Origin of the sequence: Halomonas rhizosphaerae (assembly GCF_030012485.1) — a bacterium.
Lineage (GTDB): Bacteria > Pseudomonadota > Gammaproteobacteria > Pseudomonadales > Halomonadaceae > Halomonas > Halomonas rhizosphaerae.
This window is the reverse complement of sequence record NZ_JASCQQ010000012.1, coordinates 93,995-109,771: the sequence shown is the minus strand read 5'-3', so window position 1 is coordinate 109,771 and position 15,777 is coordinate 93,995. Positions and strand designations below refer to the sequence as shown.

Genomic DNA, 15,777 nt, shown 5'->3' with positions numbered 1-15,777 from the left:
GACGATGGCTCATGGCCGGTTTTCGACGAGCCCGTGCCCGATGGCATAGGCGGCCGCTTCCGTGCGGTTGGCGGTGTTGGTCTTGGCCAGGATGTTTCGTACATGATTGGCAACGGTATTCGGGCTAAGGAAGAGTCGTTCGGCCACCTCACGGTTGCTCCGTCCGGCAGCGAGCAATTGCAACACCTGCACTTCTCGCCCGCTCAATCCGGCCGGGTAGACCGGGCGGGTCGAGAGGGTTTCGCGTAGCGTCGCACAGCGCCGTGCCAACGCCTCCATACCAAGCCCACGGGCAGTCTGCTCCGCCGCTTCCACCAATGCCCTCGCCGGCTCGGGTTTCTTGCGTTGCGCCAGCACACGGGCGTACTGGAAGCGGTCATGGGCCAGCCAGGGCCATCCCCCAGTGCGTTCATCCATCGCCAGAGCGGTCTGGAAGTGCCGCTCGGCGGTGTCCCACTGCTTCAGGGTGGCCGCCAGCATGCCGAGAAATCGGTCGGCCGAACCGTAGCAGACGGTATGGGCTCCGAAGACGATGTTGCGCCCGACATAGGGCAGCAGATGGCGGTAAAGGGGGGTGGCATACCCAGCCTCGTCGAGCCGTGCACAGACTTCTGCCAGGTAGGTGATACTGGTCGACCACATGGCATCGCGTGACACGGCCTTGAGTTCATCGGTCATCAGGTACTTGAACTCGAGGCGCGCCTCCTCCAGCCGTTCGAGTTCGACGTAAAGCACGGCCAGTCCCGGTCGCCATGCAGCTGCCTCGGGCGTATTCTGCACGAAATGTCGCAGCACCGGCTGCAACTCACCCAGACGGCCCTGCTCCCGGCGCAGGGTGAACATCTGCATGCCGAACACTCCCTCGGCATGCTCCGGAGAAAAGCGTCGGCCGACGATCAGGTTTTCCCGCGCTTGCTGCTCGGCTTCGGCGAAACGGCCGCGGTGAGTGGCCAGCATGGCCTGGGCACTCAGGCCGACAGCCTGCAGAAAGGGCTGTCGGCAGGCATTGGCCACCTGCAGGTGCAGATCGAGCACGGCCCGGGCCGTGTCGATATCGCCGTCTTCCATCAGATCCCCGATGTACCAGCCGGACATGTCACCGACCGCCCATTCCGGGTGCCCCGCCTGGTGCACCAGTTCGAGGGCCTCGCTTGCGGCGGCCAGACGCTCCTCCAGGTGTTCCGGCCACGAGCGTGCCGGCACAATGGCGCTGAGTGCCTCGAACAGCGTACGGGGATCACCCAGCCGGCGCGCCAGTCGGGTCGCCTGCCGAAGCGCCGCATGGGCGGCCTGAGGCCGGTCGCAGTAGATATTGGCCCGACACAGCGCCGCCAGCAGCTTGGCGCGCAGACGCTCCGCCGCTGGGTCCAGGGCCGCCAAGGCTTCCTCCAGCAGTGCTACCGCCCGATCCCCATGACGACCGATCCGCCAGCCGACGCTTTCGTAGCCGAGGGCGGCATGGGCCAGCATGGGGACGGACCAATTTGCGGCCGTCCCCACCTGGCGCGCCAGTTCGACGGCCTGCATGAAGTGGCCCAGGGAGTCATCGGCATGCCCGCCGGCCCGGTTGTGTGCTTCCGCCAGGGCCAGCAGCAAGCGGCAGTGGCGTTCGCTGTCCTGTGGCAGGTATTGCTCCAGCAGTTGCAGGGCCAGGTGGTGGAAATGTACCGCTTCCTCGTAGGCCAGCAGCGTATCGGCCCGGTCACCGGCCCGTTCGGCATAGTCGATGGCCGTTTCGGCCGTGCCGTCGGGGGCGGCCTCGGCGAAGTGGTGGGCGAGTTCCGGAAGACGGGCCTGTAGATCGTGTGGATGCAGTGTTTCCAGCCGCTCACCGGCCTTTCGATGCAGACTCATTCGCCGTGGGGTCGACAGCTCCTCGTAGAGGGTTTCACGAACCAGGGCGTGATTGAACTGGAAATGGCCCGGTTGCGGAAGCTCCTCGATGATGTGCACCTCCAGCGCCTCGTCCAGAAGGTCCAGTAACTTGGTTTCGGGCAGCGCCAGGCCGGCCAGCAACTCGAGCTCGAAGCGCCGGCCGATCACCGACGCCATGCCGAGCAAGCTGTTACAGTCGCGCGATAATGCGTTCAAACGCTGGCCGATGATCTCGCGGATGCCCGACGGGATGCGTGGTAGCACCCCGTCTGCGGGAAGGCCTTCCTGCAGCAGGTAGCGAGACAGCTCACGCATGAACAGCGGATTGCCCTCGCTGTGCTGGTATATCGCTGTCGCGACAACAATCAGCGGAAGGGTGCCGGCCAGCGAGCCCAGGTACTGCTCGGTTTCATCGCGCGACATGCCGCTCAGCGTCAGGCGCTGGCAATGAGGCAGACGAGACAGTTCACCGAGGGTATCGGAGAGCGGATGCTGACGGCTCATCGCGTTATCACGAAAGCTAGCGAGCAGCAGCAGCGGGCTGGTCGCGATCTCCCGGGCCAGGAATTCCAGCAGCTTGAGCGAGGCAGTATCGGCCCAGTGCAGATCGTCCAGAATCAGCACCAGAGGCTGGAGCCGTGCGGTCTGTTGCCAGAACCGCGTGAGGGTATCGAGGAGCCGAAAGCGAGCCTGGGCAGGATCGTCGATGGACGGCGTCTCCAGCAACTCAGGCAGGCGCTGCCGCAGTTCGGGAAGCAGTTCGGCGATCACTCCGGCATCGCTGCCCGCCATTTCATCAGGCAGTACCGAGTCGGTTTCCTCAAGCCAGCCCCGCAGTAGCTGCAGCCAGGGCCAGTACAGCGGTGCGCCCGGCTCCTCGTAGCAGCGCCCCCAGAAAACCCGCATCCCCTGCTGCTCGGCACGGCTAGCGAATTCCTGGGCGGTATGCGTCTTGCCAATGCCGGGGTCACCGCTTAGCAGTACTAACCGCCCCTGCCCGGCCAGGGTCTGCTGCATCGCATTATCAAGGACAGCCAACTCGACCCGGCGGCCGATGAAGCCTGTCTGCGGTACAGCGATGCATGTCAAGACCATGCCGCATTCATCACAGAACGCAGCCTCCTCACGATTAACGCAACCACAGTGATGACACCGCATGATGCTGCTCGCAGAGCCGAACGATCATTTATCTGATAAGCCTAGTTTAACCGCCCCCTGGGCGTGTCCCCCATTCGGAGCATGAGGGGCACTTAATGCGGCACTAACCGCGGCCGGGCATGCTGGGGTCTACATTCCCGACCGACGTGACCGACCATGAACCTCCTCTCCCGGAGCATCGCCATCGGCCCACTGGGCCTGAGCCTGGGCCAGCTGCTGATCGTCTTCGCCCTCGGCGTCGCCCTCATCACCGGCCTGCTGCTGGGGCGGCGCCAGCGCCTGGGGGTCGGCGACACCCTCTCGACGCTCCTCCTGGTCGCGCTGGTCGGCGCACGACTGGTCTTCGTGGCGCGCTACCACCAGGACTACGGCGGGCCGCTGGCGATGCTCGACATCCGCGACGGTGGCTTCGATATCCTCGGCGGCCTCACGGCCGGGCTCGCCTATGCGGCCTGGCGACTGTGGCGGCAACCCGCCCAGCGCAAGGCCCTGGGCGGCGCGCTGGCCGCGGGGATACTCACCTGGGGCGTGACAGCCGGCACCCTCGGCCTGATGGCCGGGAAGAGCCGCCCGGTGCCCGAGACGGCGCTCGCCACCCTTGCCGGCGACGCCATCCGCCTCCCCGAGCTGCAGGCCGCCGAGGGCCAGCCCATGGTGGTAAACCTCTGGGCGACCTGGTGCCCGCCCTGCCGTCGCGAAATGCCGGTGCTCGCCGATGCCCAGCGGAAGGAGGGGGACATCACCTTCGTGTTTCTCAACCAGGGCGAGGACCCGGCTCAGGTCCGTCGTTTCCTGGACCACGAGTCCCTCGAACTCGACAACCTGCTGCTCGATGCCCAGCTGGCCTTCGGCGATCGCGTCGGTGCCAGGGCAATGCCCACCACCCTTTTCTACGATGCCGATGGCCGGCTGCTCGATACCCACTTCGGCGAGCTCTCCCGGGCAACGCTCAATCGTGAGCTGGAACGGCTGCGCTGAGCCGGTCCGCGGAGTCCCTTCCCCCGAGGCCCGAGGCCGGCCAACTACCAGGCGGAGCTGCGCGTGACCTGGTCCGACTGGCGGAACACCAGGCTGAGGTTGTTGGCCGGCATGGGCACCACCTGCTCGAGGCCGAGACCCCATCGCTCGGCCTCGGCCGCCACCGCCGCCAGGTCACGGATGCCCCAACGCGGATCGCGGGCGCGCAGGTCGGCATCGAAGGCCGCATTGCTGGATGCCGTGTGGCGACCCTCCCGCCTGAACGGCCCATAGAGGTAGAGCACGCCACCGGGCACCAGAGCGGCGCCGGCACCCGCCAGCAGTGCCTCGGTGACCGCCCAGGGCGAGATATGCAGCAGGTTGATGGCCACCACGGCGTCGAAGGACGCCGCCGGCCAGTCGCCGGTCACGTCCAGCTCCACGGGCTCGTGCAGGTTCGCCAGGCCCGCGGCCTCGCGCCAGGCGGCGATGGAGGCCAGCGCCCGGGGACTGGGATCGCTGGGCCGCCAGGACCAGCCAGGAGCGGCGCCGGCAAGGTAGACGGCATGCTCGCCGCTGCCGCTGGCCACCTCCAGCACCCGGGCACGGTCGGGCAGCACCTGCCGCAGGACCTCCAGGATCGGCTGTCGATTGCGGGCCGCGGCGGGGCTCTGCAGGCGTGGGTCGTTCATGGCGCTCCTCATGGCCGGTGCTTAGGAAGGCGGCTACTTCCTGCCCTTGGGCTTGCGGGACGGACCACCGGCCTTCAGGCGGCCCCCCTTCGCCGGCTTGGATCCCGGTTTCTGGGTTCTGGATGTCTTGCCGGCTGGCACCGGCTTGGCGCCGTGGGACTTGCCAGGCGCGTCCTTGCCGCCGGCCTTGCGTTTCGCCCCCTTCCCGGTGGCGGGCTTGCCGCCCACACCACGGCGGGGCGTCCCGGGCTTCTGCGGCCCCTGCTTGCCGGCACCAGCCTTGGCGCCCTTGCGCCGGGCCGACCGGCGTGAGTCTGTTCGGGCCTCGGAGGTGGAGTGCTCGGTCATGGCAAGGATCGTCGCCACCTCGGTCGGCGTCAGGTCCCGCCAGTCCCCCGTCGCCAGACCCTTGAGTGTCACGTTCATGATCCGGATCCGCTCGAGCTTCACCACCTCAAAGCCGAACGCCTCGCACATGCGGCGGATCTGGCGATTGAGCCCCTGCACCAGGGTGATGTTGAAGACGAACCGGGACTCCTTGATCACCCGGCACTTGCGGGTGACCTCGCCGAGGATCGGCACGCCCGCGCCCATACCGGCGATGAACTCATCGGTGATCGGCCTGTTGACGGTGACCCGGTACTCCTTCTCGTGCTGGTTGCTCGCCCGCAGGATACGGTTGACCAGGTCGCCATTGTTGGTCAGGAAGATCAGCCCCTGGGAGTCCTTGTCCAGCCGGCCGATGGGAAAGATCCGCGCGCCGTGCCCGATGAAGTCGACGATATTGGCCTTCTCGTCGGGGTCAGTGGTGCTGACAATGCCCACCGGCTTGTTGAGGGCGATGAACACCAGATCCTCGGCCTCCAGCGCCAGCGGCTCGACGACCCGGCCATTAACCTTCACCACGCTGCCCGGGAAGACCTGATCCCCCGGGGAAGCGCGCCTGCCGTCGATGTGCACGTTGCCCTGCTCGATGTAGCGGTCGGCCTCTCGCCTCGAGCACATGCCACTCTCGCTGATGTACTTGTTGATCCGTTTCGAGAGGGTCTGGGCCATGGGACGCGTCCGGGACGAGGTGATAAGAGGGCCGAAGTGGCACGGCACCGGGCAGTGTAAGGGCTGACCCGCCTCACGACCAGCGAGCCCGAGAGGCATTCAGCCCCGGCCACAGCAGCTCTTGAACTTGCGAGGGCGACCACAGGGGCAGGGATCGTTGCGCCCCGGCTTGAGCCGGGCGATGGTCGAATCGCCGTCGCGATAGAACCAGCGCCCCCGCTCGCGCAGGAAGCGCGAACGCTCCTCCAGCACGAAGAACCGTCGCCCCTCGCGGAAGGTGGCGCGAAAATGTACGACGCCCTCGTCAACTTCCTCGCTGCTCTCCAGGATCTCCAGTGCCACCCAGCGGGTCGTTTCATCCGGGAGGAGACTCACCGGACGGGTGTCGGGATGCCAGCTTGCCAGCAGGTAGTCGGTGAGGTTCAGGGCGAAGGCAGAGTAGCGCGAGCGCATCAGGGCCTGTGGCGTGGGGGCCGGCTCGCCGGCATGGTGGCGGCCACAGCACTCGGCGAGGGGCAGGCCGCTGCCGCAGGGGCAGCCATCCGAAGGCAACATCATGGAAACCCTGTACGAATAACGATAGATATAGAAGACTCGTGTCGATCCATACGCGCCATGCCGTGTTCGATATGCCATGAGGGAATCTACCATGGAACGCCTTCCTGCCCCCGCCATGCCCGCCACCCTGACCGCCGAAGCACTGCGCCGCTGGTTATCGCATGACACGCTGCCACTGGTGGAGATCCAGTCGTTGGACATGGGCTATTACATCGTCCCGTTCCATCATCGGGAAGGGGTTCTCACTGGGCAGAGGGCTCCGATGCCATGGTCGGACTACCCTCGGGAACCCACCCCCTCCGCGACGCAGCGCCTGGCCTGCGGCACACGGGTGGCCTTCATGACCCGGTGATCCCGATGGCTTGGCGGGAAAGCCTTGCGTGGTAACACTGCAGTGCAACATGCTGTTTCTCGGACATTGAATTCTCGCTCCCGGCCGGAGACCCATCATGACCGATCGTTCCCAGAACGGCGCTACCGACTGGCACGCCCTGTCGCCCGAGGAGGCCCTTGACCAGCTGGAGAGTCACCGCGAAGGGCTGGATAGCCAGGACGCCAAGCGACGGCTCGACGAATACGGCCCCAACCAGCTGCAGCAGGCCGAGTCGCGCCCTTGGTATCGACGCCTGGCCGAGCAGTTCAACAATGTGCTGATGCTGATTCTGATCGTCGCGGCGGTGGCGAGCCAGTTGCTTGGCCACTCGCTGGACGCCGCGGTGATCGTCGCCGTGGTGGTGATCATCGCCCTGATCGGCTTCTTCCAGGAGGGCAAGGCCGAGCGGGCGCTGGACAGCATTCGCACCATGCTCTCCCCCCAGGCCAAGGTGCTGCGCGACGGCAAGCGCGCCACCCTGGACGCCGAATCCCTGGTGCCGGGCGACATCGTGCTGATCGAGAGCGGCGACCGGGTGCCCGCCGACCTGCGCCTGATCAAGAGCCAGCGTCTGCGCACCCAGGAAGCGCCGCTCACCGGCGAATCCGAGCCCGTCGAGAAATCCAGCGAGGCCGTCGATGCGGACGTCGCGCTGGCCGAGCGCAGCGCCATGGCCCATGCCGGCACCCTGGTCGTCCAGGGCAGCGCCCGGGGCCTGGTGGTGGAGACCGGCCGCCACACGCAGATCGGGCGCATCTCCGAGATGCTGCAGGGCGTGGAGACGCTCAAGACGCCCCTGCTCGCCCAGCTCGACCGCGCCGGCAACGTGCTGGCCATTTTCATCGTCGGCGGTGCCGCCTTCGCGGCGGCCTTCGGCATCTTCGTGCACAGCCAGCCGGCCACCGAGATGTTCATGGCGGCCGTTGCCCTGGCCGTGGCCGCCATTCCTCAGGGCCTCCCGGCCATCGTCACCATCGGCCTTGCCATCGGCGTTCAGGCGATGGCGCGGCGCAACGCCATCGTCCGTCGCCTGCCTGCCGTCGAGACCCTGGGCTCGATTTCCACGATCTTCACCGACAAGACCGGCACCCTGACCCGCAACGAGATGACCGCGCGGGCCATCCGCCTCGCGGCCAGGGAGGTACGCCTTTCCGGGGTGGGCTTCTCCCCCGAGGGCAGCCTTCACGAGGCCTCCGAATCAGCCGAGGGCGAGACAGAAGACGAGACGCGCGAGGAGAAAGGCGAGACGCTCGACCTTGCCGACTATCCAGACCTCGAACGCCTGCTGGTTGCCGCGGTGCTGTGCAACGAGGCAGAGCTCAAGCAGGAAGACGACCGCTGGTTCATCGAAGGCGATCCCACCGAAGGGGCGCTGGTGGTGGCGGCCGCCAAGGCCGGCCTCGACGTCTCGAGGCTGCGCGAGGCGTCTCCCTGCCTGGATACCCTGCCCTTCGAATCGGAATACCGCTACATGGCCACCCTCAACGAGATCGAGGGCGAGAAGCGGATACTGGTCAAGGGCGCGCCCGACCGCCTGCTGGACATGTGCGACCGGGTGCGTCACGACGGCGAGGAGGTGGCGCTCGACACTCAGGCCTGGGAGCGCCACATCAAGGAACTCTCGGCCCGGGGGCTGCGCGTGCTGGCCATTGCCGAAAAGGTCGCTGACGAGGGCGAATCGTTCGAGCGCGAGGACGTCGAACAGGGCCTGGTGCTGCTGGGCATGACAGGGCTTCTCGACCCGCCGCGGGAAGCGGCCATCGAGGCCGTCAAGCAGTGCCTCGCCGCCGGCATCCGCCCGGTGATGATCACCGGCGACCACCCCGAAACGGCCAGGGCCATTGCCGAAAAGCTGGGCTTCTCCCAGACCGAGCACGCCCTCGCCGGTCGCGACATCGAAGCGATGTCGGATGAGGAACTCGAGAAGAGCGTTCGCGAGGTGGATGTGTTTGCCCGGGCCGCGCCCGAACACAAGCTGCGGCTGGTCAAGGCCATGCAGGCCCAGGGCGGCATCTGCGCCATGACCGGCGATGGTGTCAACGACGGCCCGGCCCTCAAGCGCGCCGACGTCGGCGTGTCCATGGGCATCCAGGGCACCGAGGCGGCCAAGGAAGCCTCGGAGATGGTGCTGGCCGATGACGACTTCGCCACCATCGAAAGGGCCATCGAAGAGGGCCGCAAGGTCTACGACAACATCCGCAAGACCATCACCTTCCTGCTGCCCACCAACGGCGCGGAGAGCCTGGCGGTGCTGCTGGCGATGCTCGGCGGCATGACGCTGCCGATCACCGGGCTGCAGATCCTGTGGGTCAACATGGTCACGGCCGTGACCCTGGGGATGGCGCTGGTATTCGAGTCCCCCGAGGCCGACCTGATGCGCCGCAAGCCGCGCGATCCCGATGCTCCCCTGCTCGATCTCTTCATGCTGTGGCGGGTACTGTTCGTCTCGGTGCTGCTGGTGGCGACAGTGGTCGGCCTGTTCTTCTGGGTGCGTGGCCAGGGCGGCAGCCTCGAACTCGCCCGCGCCGTCGCCGTGAACATGCTGGTGATGGGCGAGATCGTCTACCTGCTCAACAGCCGCTATGTGGTGGGCCGTTCGCTGAGCCTGCAGGGGCTGTTCGGCAGCCGGCCGGTGCTGCTCGCCATCGGCCTGGTCATCGCCATTCAGCTTGGCTGGACCTACCTGCCCTTCATGCAGCTGCTGTTCGAGGGCGAGCCCCTGAGCCCGATCCACTGGGGCCTGATCCTCACTGCAGGAGTTGGCCTGTTTCTGGTGGTGGAACTGGAAAAGTGGGTGCTGCGCCATTTCGACCTGGTGTCGACCGGGCAGACCGCCATCCGCCGCGAGGGCTCACGCCAGCAGGCCTGATACCGCGATACGCGGGGGGCGCCAGGGATACGAGCGGGCGGCCGCGTGCGAGAGCCCGGCGCTGACGGCCTCGGCGGCAGGCCGGCCCGCGCGCCTCGGGGGTGGCAGGACGCCACATTCGGCCGAGAAAGCCTTGCGCGGCAATACCGCGGTGCAACATGCTGGATGGGTGTCGATGCGCTGCTGCGTCCTGCCGGAGAACACCCATGACCGACCGCTCACAGAACGAGCTCACCGACTGGCATGCCCTGTCGGCCGAGGAGGCCCTTGCGCGTCTCGAGAGTCGCACCGATGGACTGGGCCGCGCGGAGGCCGAGCAGCGGCTGGCTGACCACGGACCTAACCAGCTGCAGCAGGCCGAAGCCCGTCCCTGGTGGAAACGCCTGCTGGAGCAGTTCAACAATATCCTGATGCTGGTGCTGATCGTGGCCGCCATCGCCAGCCTGGGTCTCGGCCACACCCTGGACGCGGCGGCCATCTTCGGCGTGGTGCTGATCATCGCGCTGATCGGCTTCCTCCAGGAGGGCAAGGCGGAACAGGCCCTGGAGAGCATTCGCCAGATGCTCTCGCCCCAGGCCAAGGTGCTGCGCGATGGCCGGCGCGAGACTCTGCCCGCCGAGCAGCTGGTGCCGGGTGACATCGTGCTGGTGGAGAGCGGTGACCGCGTGCCGGCCGACCTGCGCCTGATGGAAGCCCGGCGCTTTCGCACCGAGGAGGCCTCGCTGACCGGGGAGTCCACCCCAGTGGACAAGGCCACCAAGGCGGTGGCGGAGGACGCCGACCTGGGTGACCGCACCGGCATGGCCTACGCCAGTACCATCGTGGTCCAGGGCAATGCCCGAGGCCTGGTGGTGGAAACCGGTTCGCGCACCCAGATAGGGCGCATCTCCGAGATGCTGCGTGGCGTGGAGCAGCTCAAGACCCCGCTGCTGCGCCAGATCGACCGCGCCGGCCGCGTCCTGGCGATGTTCATCCTCTGCGCCGCGGCACTCACGGCCGGCATTGGCGTGCTGGTCCATGACCAGCCCCTCAGTGAGATGTTCATGGCCGCCGTAGGCCTGGCGGTGGCCGCCATCCCCGAGGGCCTGCCGGCCATCGTCACCATCGGCCTGGCCCTGGGCGTCCAGACCATGGCCAGGCGCAATGCCATCATCCGCCGCTTGCCCGCGGTGGAGACCCTGGGCTCCATCTCGACCATCTTCTCCGACAAGACCGGCACCCTGACCCGCAACGAGATGACCGCCCAGGCCATCTGGCTGCCCGATGGCGAGATCCGCATCGATGGGGTCGGCTTCTCCCCCGAGGGCGACTTCCATGCCGTGCGCGACGGCGAGGCCGAGACGGCGGCACTGGACCTGGATGACCACCATGCCCTGCGCAATTTCCTCAAGGTCGGCGTGCTGTGCAACGACGCCGAGCTGACAGAAGAAGATGGCCGCTGGAAGATCCACGGCGATCCCACCGAGGGCGCCCTGGTGGTGGCTGCGGCCAAGGCCGGGCTGTCCACCGGGACGCTGCGCGACGACCACAACCGCCATGACGCCATCCCCTTCGAGTCCGACCGCAAGTACATGGCGACCCTCCACGAGTTGGAGGGGGAACAGTACCTGCTGGTCAAGGGCGCACCGGACCGCCTGCTGGAGATGTGCCACCGCGTGCGCACCGAGGAGGGGGGCCAGGCTCTGGATGTCGCGACATGGGAAGCGCGCATCCACGACCTCTCCTCGCGCGGCCTGCGGGTGCTGGCCCTGGCCGAGAAGCCGGTCCGGGACGTCCATGAGCTGACCGACGAGCACGCCGAGCAGGAGCTGATGCTGCTCGGGCTCATCGGCCTGCTCGACCCGCCCCGGGAGGAGGCCATCGAGGCGGTGAAGGACTGCCTGGCCGCCGGCATCCGTCCGGTGATGATCACCGGGGATCACGCCGTGACCGCTCAGGCGATCGCCAGACAGCTGGGCTTCGCCCAGACCGACCGCGCCATCAGCGGGCGCGAGATCGAGGCGATGAGCGATGCGGACCTCGAGGCGATCATCCTCGAGGTGGATGTCTATGCCCGCGCCGCCCCGGAGCACAAGCTGCGGCTGGTGCAGGCCATGCAGGCCCGGGGCGGGATCTGCGCCATGACCGGCGACGGCGTGAACGACGGCCCGGCCCTCAAGCGCGCCGACGTCGGCGTGGCGATGGGCATCCAGGGCACCGAGGCCGCCAAGGAGGCCGCCGAGATGGTGCTGGCCGACGACAACTTCGCCACCATCGTCGGGGCCATCCGCGAGGGCCGCAAGGTCTATGACAATATCCGCAAGACCATCACCTTCCTGCTGCCCACCAACGGCGGCCAGGGCCTGGCGATCATGCTGGCGGTACTGGCCGGCACCACCCTGCCGGTGACGCCGCTGCAGGCGCTGTGGGTCAACATGGTGGTGGCGGTGACCCTGGGCCTGGCGCTGGCCTTCGAAGGGGCCGAGAAGGACATCATGCAGCGCCAGCCCCGCGACCCGGACGCCTCGCTGCTCGACCTCTTCCTGCTGTGGCGGGTAGTGTTCGTCTCGCTGTTGCTGCTGGCCGGCGTGTTCGGCATGTTCAGCTGGATCCTCCAGCACGGCGGCAGCGAGATGCTGGCCCGCACCGGCGCGGTCAACATGCTGGTGATTGGCAGCGCCGCCTACCTGATCAACAGCCGCTTCCTGGTCGGCAGCACCCTGTCGCTCTCGGGCATCTTCGGCAGCCGCTCGGTCTGGATCTCGATCGGCCTGATTGTCGCACTGCAGTTGGGCTGGACCTACCTGCCCTTCATGCAGCTGATCTTCGGCAGCGAGGGGCTCTCGGCGGGCCATTGGGGGGTAATCCTGGCCGGCAGCCTGGCCATCTACCTGGTCGTGGAGGCTGAGAAGACGATACTGCGAGGGCGTGGCATGAGCGGCAGCGGCAGGCCGCGCGACCATGCCACCAGCCGCGACGAAGCCGAAGCTCGCTGATCCCTCGCTAGCCCCTCACTGCCGCCGCTTGGTGCGGGCGGTGGCCTCGGCGGTCATGGGGTCCTCGGGCCAGGGGTGCCGGGGGTAGCGGCCGCGCATCTCGCGGCGCACCTCCGGGTAGCCGCTGGCCCAGAAGCTCGCCAGGTCGGCGGTCACCTGCAGCGGGCGACGCGCCGGCGAGAGCAGGTGCAGCAGCACCGGTACCCGTCCGTCGGCCACGCGCGGCGAGGCCTGCCAGCCGAAGCACTCCTGCAGCTTTACGGCCAGCACCGGCGGCTTGTCCGCCAGGCACGGCGTGTAATCCAGCCGATGGCTGGCGCCGCTGGGCACCGCCAGGCGCACCGGCGCCAGCCCATCCAGGCGCGAGCGCAGCGCCCAGTCCAGGCTGTCGAGCAGCAGGCGCGCCAGGGGCAGGCGCTCCACCGCGTCCAGTCGGGTGATGCCGTCCAGATGCGGACCCAGCCAGGCCTCGAGGGTCGCGAGCAGCGCCGTCTCCGACCAGTCGGGCCACGCCTCGCCCAGGTGGCGGCGCAGCAGCGCCACCCGGCCCTGCAGCTGCCTCAGTGCCTCGCCCTGCGGTAGCCCCCGTCGACGCAGCGCCTCGAGCAGCGCACGGCGCACCGCCTCCGGTGGCAGCCTGGCCAGCGGCTTGCTTTCCAGCACCACCGCCCCAAGGCCCCGTACCTGCTCGCCCGTGAGCCGTCCCTGGTCGTCGGACCACTCCAGGCTCGCCCGCCACTCGCCGCACTCGGGATAGAGCGCCTCGAGCCGCGCTCGGGAAAGCGCCACGGCGCGGAAGATGCGCGCCCCGCTGGCCTGGCCGTCGAGCTCGGCGGCCACCAGCAGCTCGGCATGGGCCAGGGGGTGGCTCTCTTGAAGGGTCGCGTGCCCCCCACTGGCCAGGCGGAATTGCCCCGGCGCCAGCCGCTGGGCGACACGCTCCGGATAGGCCAGCGCCAGCAGCTCGGCCAGTGGCGCCAGGCGCGTTACCTGGAGTGCCGCACCGGCGATGCGCGCCAGCCGCTGGGCATCGCGTTGCCACTGGCGATGCGCCCGGGGTGCCTTGAGCCGCGCCTGGAGCGCCCGTTCCAGGTCGCGCTCCTCGTCCAGGCCACGCCCTTCGAGCAGCGCCACCAGGGCACAGGCCAGGGGACGGGCCTCGAGCGCGTCGGAGCGCTCCAGCATCACCGCCAGGCGCGGGTGGGTCGGCCAGCGCACGCAGGCACGCCCCAGCGGGGTGAGGAGGTACGCCTCGTCCAGCAGCCCCAGCCGGCGCAGCAGGTCGCGTCCAGCGGCCAGGGCCGCCCCGGGCGGCGGGGTCACCCAGGCGAGCTGGCCCGGGTCCTGAATGCCCCAGCGCGCCAATTCGAAGGCCAGCGGCGCGAGGTCGGCCTGACGGATCTCGGGCTCGCCATGGGGAATGAGCGGCTGCTCCTCGCCCCATAGCCGCACACAGAGGCCAGGGCCCTGGCGGCCGGCGCGGCCACGGCGCTGGTCGGCGCTGGCACGATTGACGCGGCGCGTCTCCAGCCGGGTGAGCCCGCTGCGCGGCTGGAAGACCGGCACCCGCTCCTGGCCGGCATCGATCACCAGCCGCACGCCGTCCACCGTGACACTCGATTCGGCGATGGCGGTGGCCAGCACCACCCGACGACGCCCCTCGGGGTCGGGACGCAGGGCGCGCCGCTGGGCGTCGAGGGGCAGGCGACCATGCAATTCCATGACGACCAAGTCCGGCGCCCGCACGGCGAGCTCCCGGGCCAGCCGGCGGATCTCGGCCACCCCGGGCAGGATCACCAGGGCGTCGCCTGCCTGCTGCTCGAGGGCCTCCAGCAGTGCCGTGGCCTGCTGACGAGCCACCTCTGCCCGGCTGTTGAGTGCCCGGTAGCGGGTCTCGACGGAAAAGCTTCGTCCCGGACAGTCGATCACCGGCGTGGCCTCGCCCAGCACGCCCAGCAGGGCGTTCACATCCAGGGTTGCCGACATCACCAGCAGGCGCAGGTCCTCGCGCAGGCCCAACTGGGCATCTAGGGTCAGTGCAAGGCCCAGGTCCGCCTCCAGGCTGCGCTCGTGGAACTCGTCGAAGACCACCCCGGCCACCCCCTCGAGCATCGGGTCGTCCTGGAGCATGCGGGTCAGCACACCCTGGGTGACGACCTCCAGGCGGGTCGAGGGCCCCACCCGGCTCTCGCCGCGCATCCGATAGCCGACGGTTTCCCCGACGCGCTCGCCGAGCTGTTCGGCCATGAAGCCGGCGGCCAGGCGGGCCGCCACCCGACGGGGCTCCAGCAGCAGCAGCTTTCCCCCCGTGCACCAGAAGGCCTCGAGCAGCGCTAGCGGCACCCGGGTGGTCTTGCCGGCGCCGGGCTCGGCGACCAGCAGGGCGCGCGGGTGTGTCTCGAGGGCATCGAGGATGGCGTCGAGGCGAGAATCGATGGGCAGCGTCATGGCGAGAGCTCAGCCGTCTGGAGCGGCATCCCGGAAGCGCACGCCGCACCCCTTGAGGATCACCCGGGTGAGGAAAGTGGTGATCTCCTCGACGTCGGCATCACTGAGCGCGTCCCGACCGGTGATGCCCAGAACCTGGGCCTCGAAGTCGGCGTAGTGCTGGGTGGCCGACCAGATCAGGAAGATCAGCCACACCGGGTCGACCGGATCCATCAGGCCACGCTCGGCCCACTGCTCGAGAATCCGCGCCCGGGCCTGGACCCAGTCGCGCAGCTCGCCGTGCAGGTATTCCTGCAGGAAGGGCGCACCGCCGAGAATCTCGGCGGCGAACAGGCGCGAGCCCTCCGGATGACGCCGTGACAGCTGCATCTTGCTGCGGATGAAGGCCTCCAGCACCTCCGCGGGGTCATCCTCCACCGAGATATCATCGAGCAGCGCGTTCCAGCGCTCCATCATACGTTCCAGCAGCCGCACGTAGAGGCCGCGCTTGCTGCCCATGTAGTAGAGCACGTTGGACTTGGGCAGGCCGGCCTGCTCGGCAATCGCCTGGAGGCTCGCCCCCCGATAGCCATGCCGGGCGAAGACCCGTTCGGCCGCGGCCAGGATCTCGCGCTCGTTGCGCTGGCGGGTCATCCCGTTGGCCTCGCCCTGCTCTCTCGCCCCACGCTCGGCGGGCGCGCTCTCCTGTGTCATCGGCCACCTCACTGCCCCATGGCGGATCAAAGCCATGGATAGTGCCCCACCCCCGTGCCGGGTGCAAACGGGCTTGCAAAGCGGACGAATCTGGACCAAGCTGGAATTATCCTGACCGAATGG

The 15,777-nt window shown here is 68.4% G+C and carries 10 protein-coding genes; 4 read left to right on the top strand and 6 right to left on the bottom strand.

The window, feature by feature from the left end:
- Positions 1 to 9 precede the first annotated feature (9 nt).
- Entirely contained in the window at positions 10 to 2,970 is a 2,961-nt protein-coding gene (locus tag QLQ86_RS06170) for a helix-turn-helix transcriptional regulator (RefSeq protein WP_282816244.1), read from the bottom strand.
- 219 nt (positions 2,971 to 3,189) lie between these two features.
- On the opposite strand from QLQ86_RS06170, the gene QLQ86_RS06165 reads away from it, so the two are divergent.
- Positions 3,190 to 4,011, top strand: coding sequence for a TlpA family protein disulfide reductase (locus QLQ86_RS06165; protein WP_282736108.1), 822 nt, complete (start codon positions 3,190 to 3,192; stop codon positions 4,009 to 4,011).
- A gap of 44 nt (positions 4,012 to 4,055) precedes the next feature.
- Here the strand turns inward: QLQ86_RS06165 and QLQ86_RS06160 are convergent, their stop codons facing one another.
- From QLQ86_RS06160 to QLQ86_RS06150, 3 genes are all read right to left on the bottom strand, one after another.
- On the bottom strand, positions 4,056 to 4,682 hold the full coding sequence (locus QLQ86_RS06160) for a DUF938 domain-containing protein (protein WP_282736109.1): 627 nt from the start codon (positions 4,680 to 4,682) through the stop codon (positions 4,056 to 4,058).
- A 33-nt stretch (positions 4,683 to 4,715) separates the two neighbouring features.
- Entirely contained in the window at positions 4,716 to 5,738 is a 1,023-nt protein-coding gene (rluF, locus tag QLQ86_RS06155; protein ID WP_282816243.1) for a 23S rRNA pseudouridine(2604) synthase RluF, read from the bottom strand.
- 99 nt (positions 5,739 to 5,837) lie between these two features.
- On the bottom strand, positions 5,838 to 6,293 hold the full coding sequence (locus QLQ86_RS06150; RefSeq protein WP_282816426.1) for a YchJ family protein: 456 nt from the start codon (positions 6,291 to 6,293) through the stop codon (positions 5,838 to 5,840).
- A gap of 94 nt (positions 6,294 to 6,387) precedes the next feature.
- Between QLQ86_RS06150 and QLQ86_RS06145 the strand changes: the two genes are divergently transcribed.
- The 3 genes from QLQ86_RS06145 to QLQ86_RS06135 all read left to right on the top strand — a co-directional run bounded on the left by QLQ86_RS06145 (position 6,388) and on the right by QLQ86_RS06135 (position 12,513).
- A complete protein-coding gene (locus QLQ86_RS06145; protein ID WP_282816242.1) occupies positions 6,388 to 6,648 on the top strand; it encodes a hypothetical protein in 261 nt (86 codons plus the stop codon).
- A gap of 97 nt (positions 6,649 to 6,745) precedes the next feature.
- Positions 6,746 to 9,538, top strand: a complete 2,793-nt coding sequence (locus QLQ86_RS06140; protein WP_282816241.1) for a cation-translocating P-type ATPase — start codon at positions 6,746 to 6,748, stop codon at positions 9,536 to 9,538.
- Positions 9,539 to 9,744: 206 nt separating this feature from the next.
- Positions 9,745 to 12,513: a cation-translocating P-type ATPase gene (locus QLQ86_RS06135; RefSeq protein WP_282816240.1), complete on the top strand. Its 2,769-nt coding sequence runs from the start codon at positions 9,745 to 9,747 to the stop codon at positions 12,511 to 12,513.
- Between the two features lie 15 nt (positions 12,514 to 12,528).
- On the opposite strand, the gene hrpB is transcribed toward QLQ86_RS06135, so the two are convergent.
- Both hrpB and QLQ86_RS06125 read right to left on the bottom strand, forming a co-directional pair.
- Complete coding sequence (gene hrpB / locus QLQ86_RS06130) at positions 12,529 to 14,961, bottom strand: ATP-dependent helicase HrpB (protein WP_282816239.1); 2,433 nt, start codon at positions 14,959 to 14,961, stop codon at positions 12,529 to 12,531.
- A 9-nt stretch (positions 14,962 to 14,970) separates the two neighbouring features.
- On the bottom strand, positions 14,971 to 15,654 hold the full coding sequence (locus tag QLQ86_RS06125; protein WP_407650048.1) for a TetR/AcrR family transcriptional regulator: 684 nt from the start codon (positions 15,652 to 15,654) through the stop codon (positions 14,971 to 14,973).
- Between the last annotated feature and the right edge of the window lie 123 nt (positions 15,655 to 15,777).

Coding starts and splice junctions, on each gene's coding strand:
- QLQ86_RS06170 (WP_282816244.1), bottom strand. CDS start 2,970: ATGGTCTTGACATGCATCGCTGTACCGCAGACAGGCTTCATCGGCCGC.
- QLQ86_RS06165 (WP_282736108.1), top strand. CDS start 3,190: ATGAACCTCCTCTCCCGGAGCATCGCCATCGGCCCACTGGGCCTGAGC.
- QLQ86_RS06160 (WP_282736109.1), bottom strand. CDS start 4,682: ATGAACGACCCACGCCTGCAGAGCCCCGCCGCGGCCCGCAATCGACAG.
- rluF (WP_282816243.1), bottom strand. CDS start 5,738: ATGGCCCAGACCCTCTCGAAACGGATCAACAAGTACATCAGCGAGAGT.
- QLQ86_RS06150 (WP_282816426.1), bottom strand. CDS start 6,293: ATGTTGCCTTCGGATGGCTGCCCCTGCGGCAGCGGCCTGCCCCTCGCC.
- QLQ86_RS06145 (WP_282816242.1), top strand. CDS start 6,388: ATGGAACGCCTTCCTGCCCCCGCCATGCCCGCCACCCTGACCGCCGAA.
- QLQ86_RS06140 (WP_282816241.1), top strand. CDS start 6,746: ATGACCGATCGTTCCCAGAACGGCGCTACCGACTGGCACGCCCTGTCG.
- QLQ86_RS06135 (WP_282816240.1), top strand. CDS start 9,745: ATGACCGACCGCTCACAGAACGAGCTCACCGACTGGCATGCCCTGTCG.
- hrpB (WP_282816239.1), bottom strand. CDS start 14,961: ATGACGCTGCCCATCGATTCTCGCCTCGACGCCATCCTCGATGCCCTC.
- QLQ86_RS06125 (WP_407650048.1), bottom strand. CDS start 15,654: ATGACACAGGAGAGCGCGCCCGCCGAGCGTGGGGCGAGAGAGCAGGGC.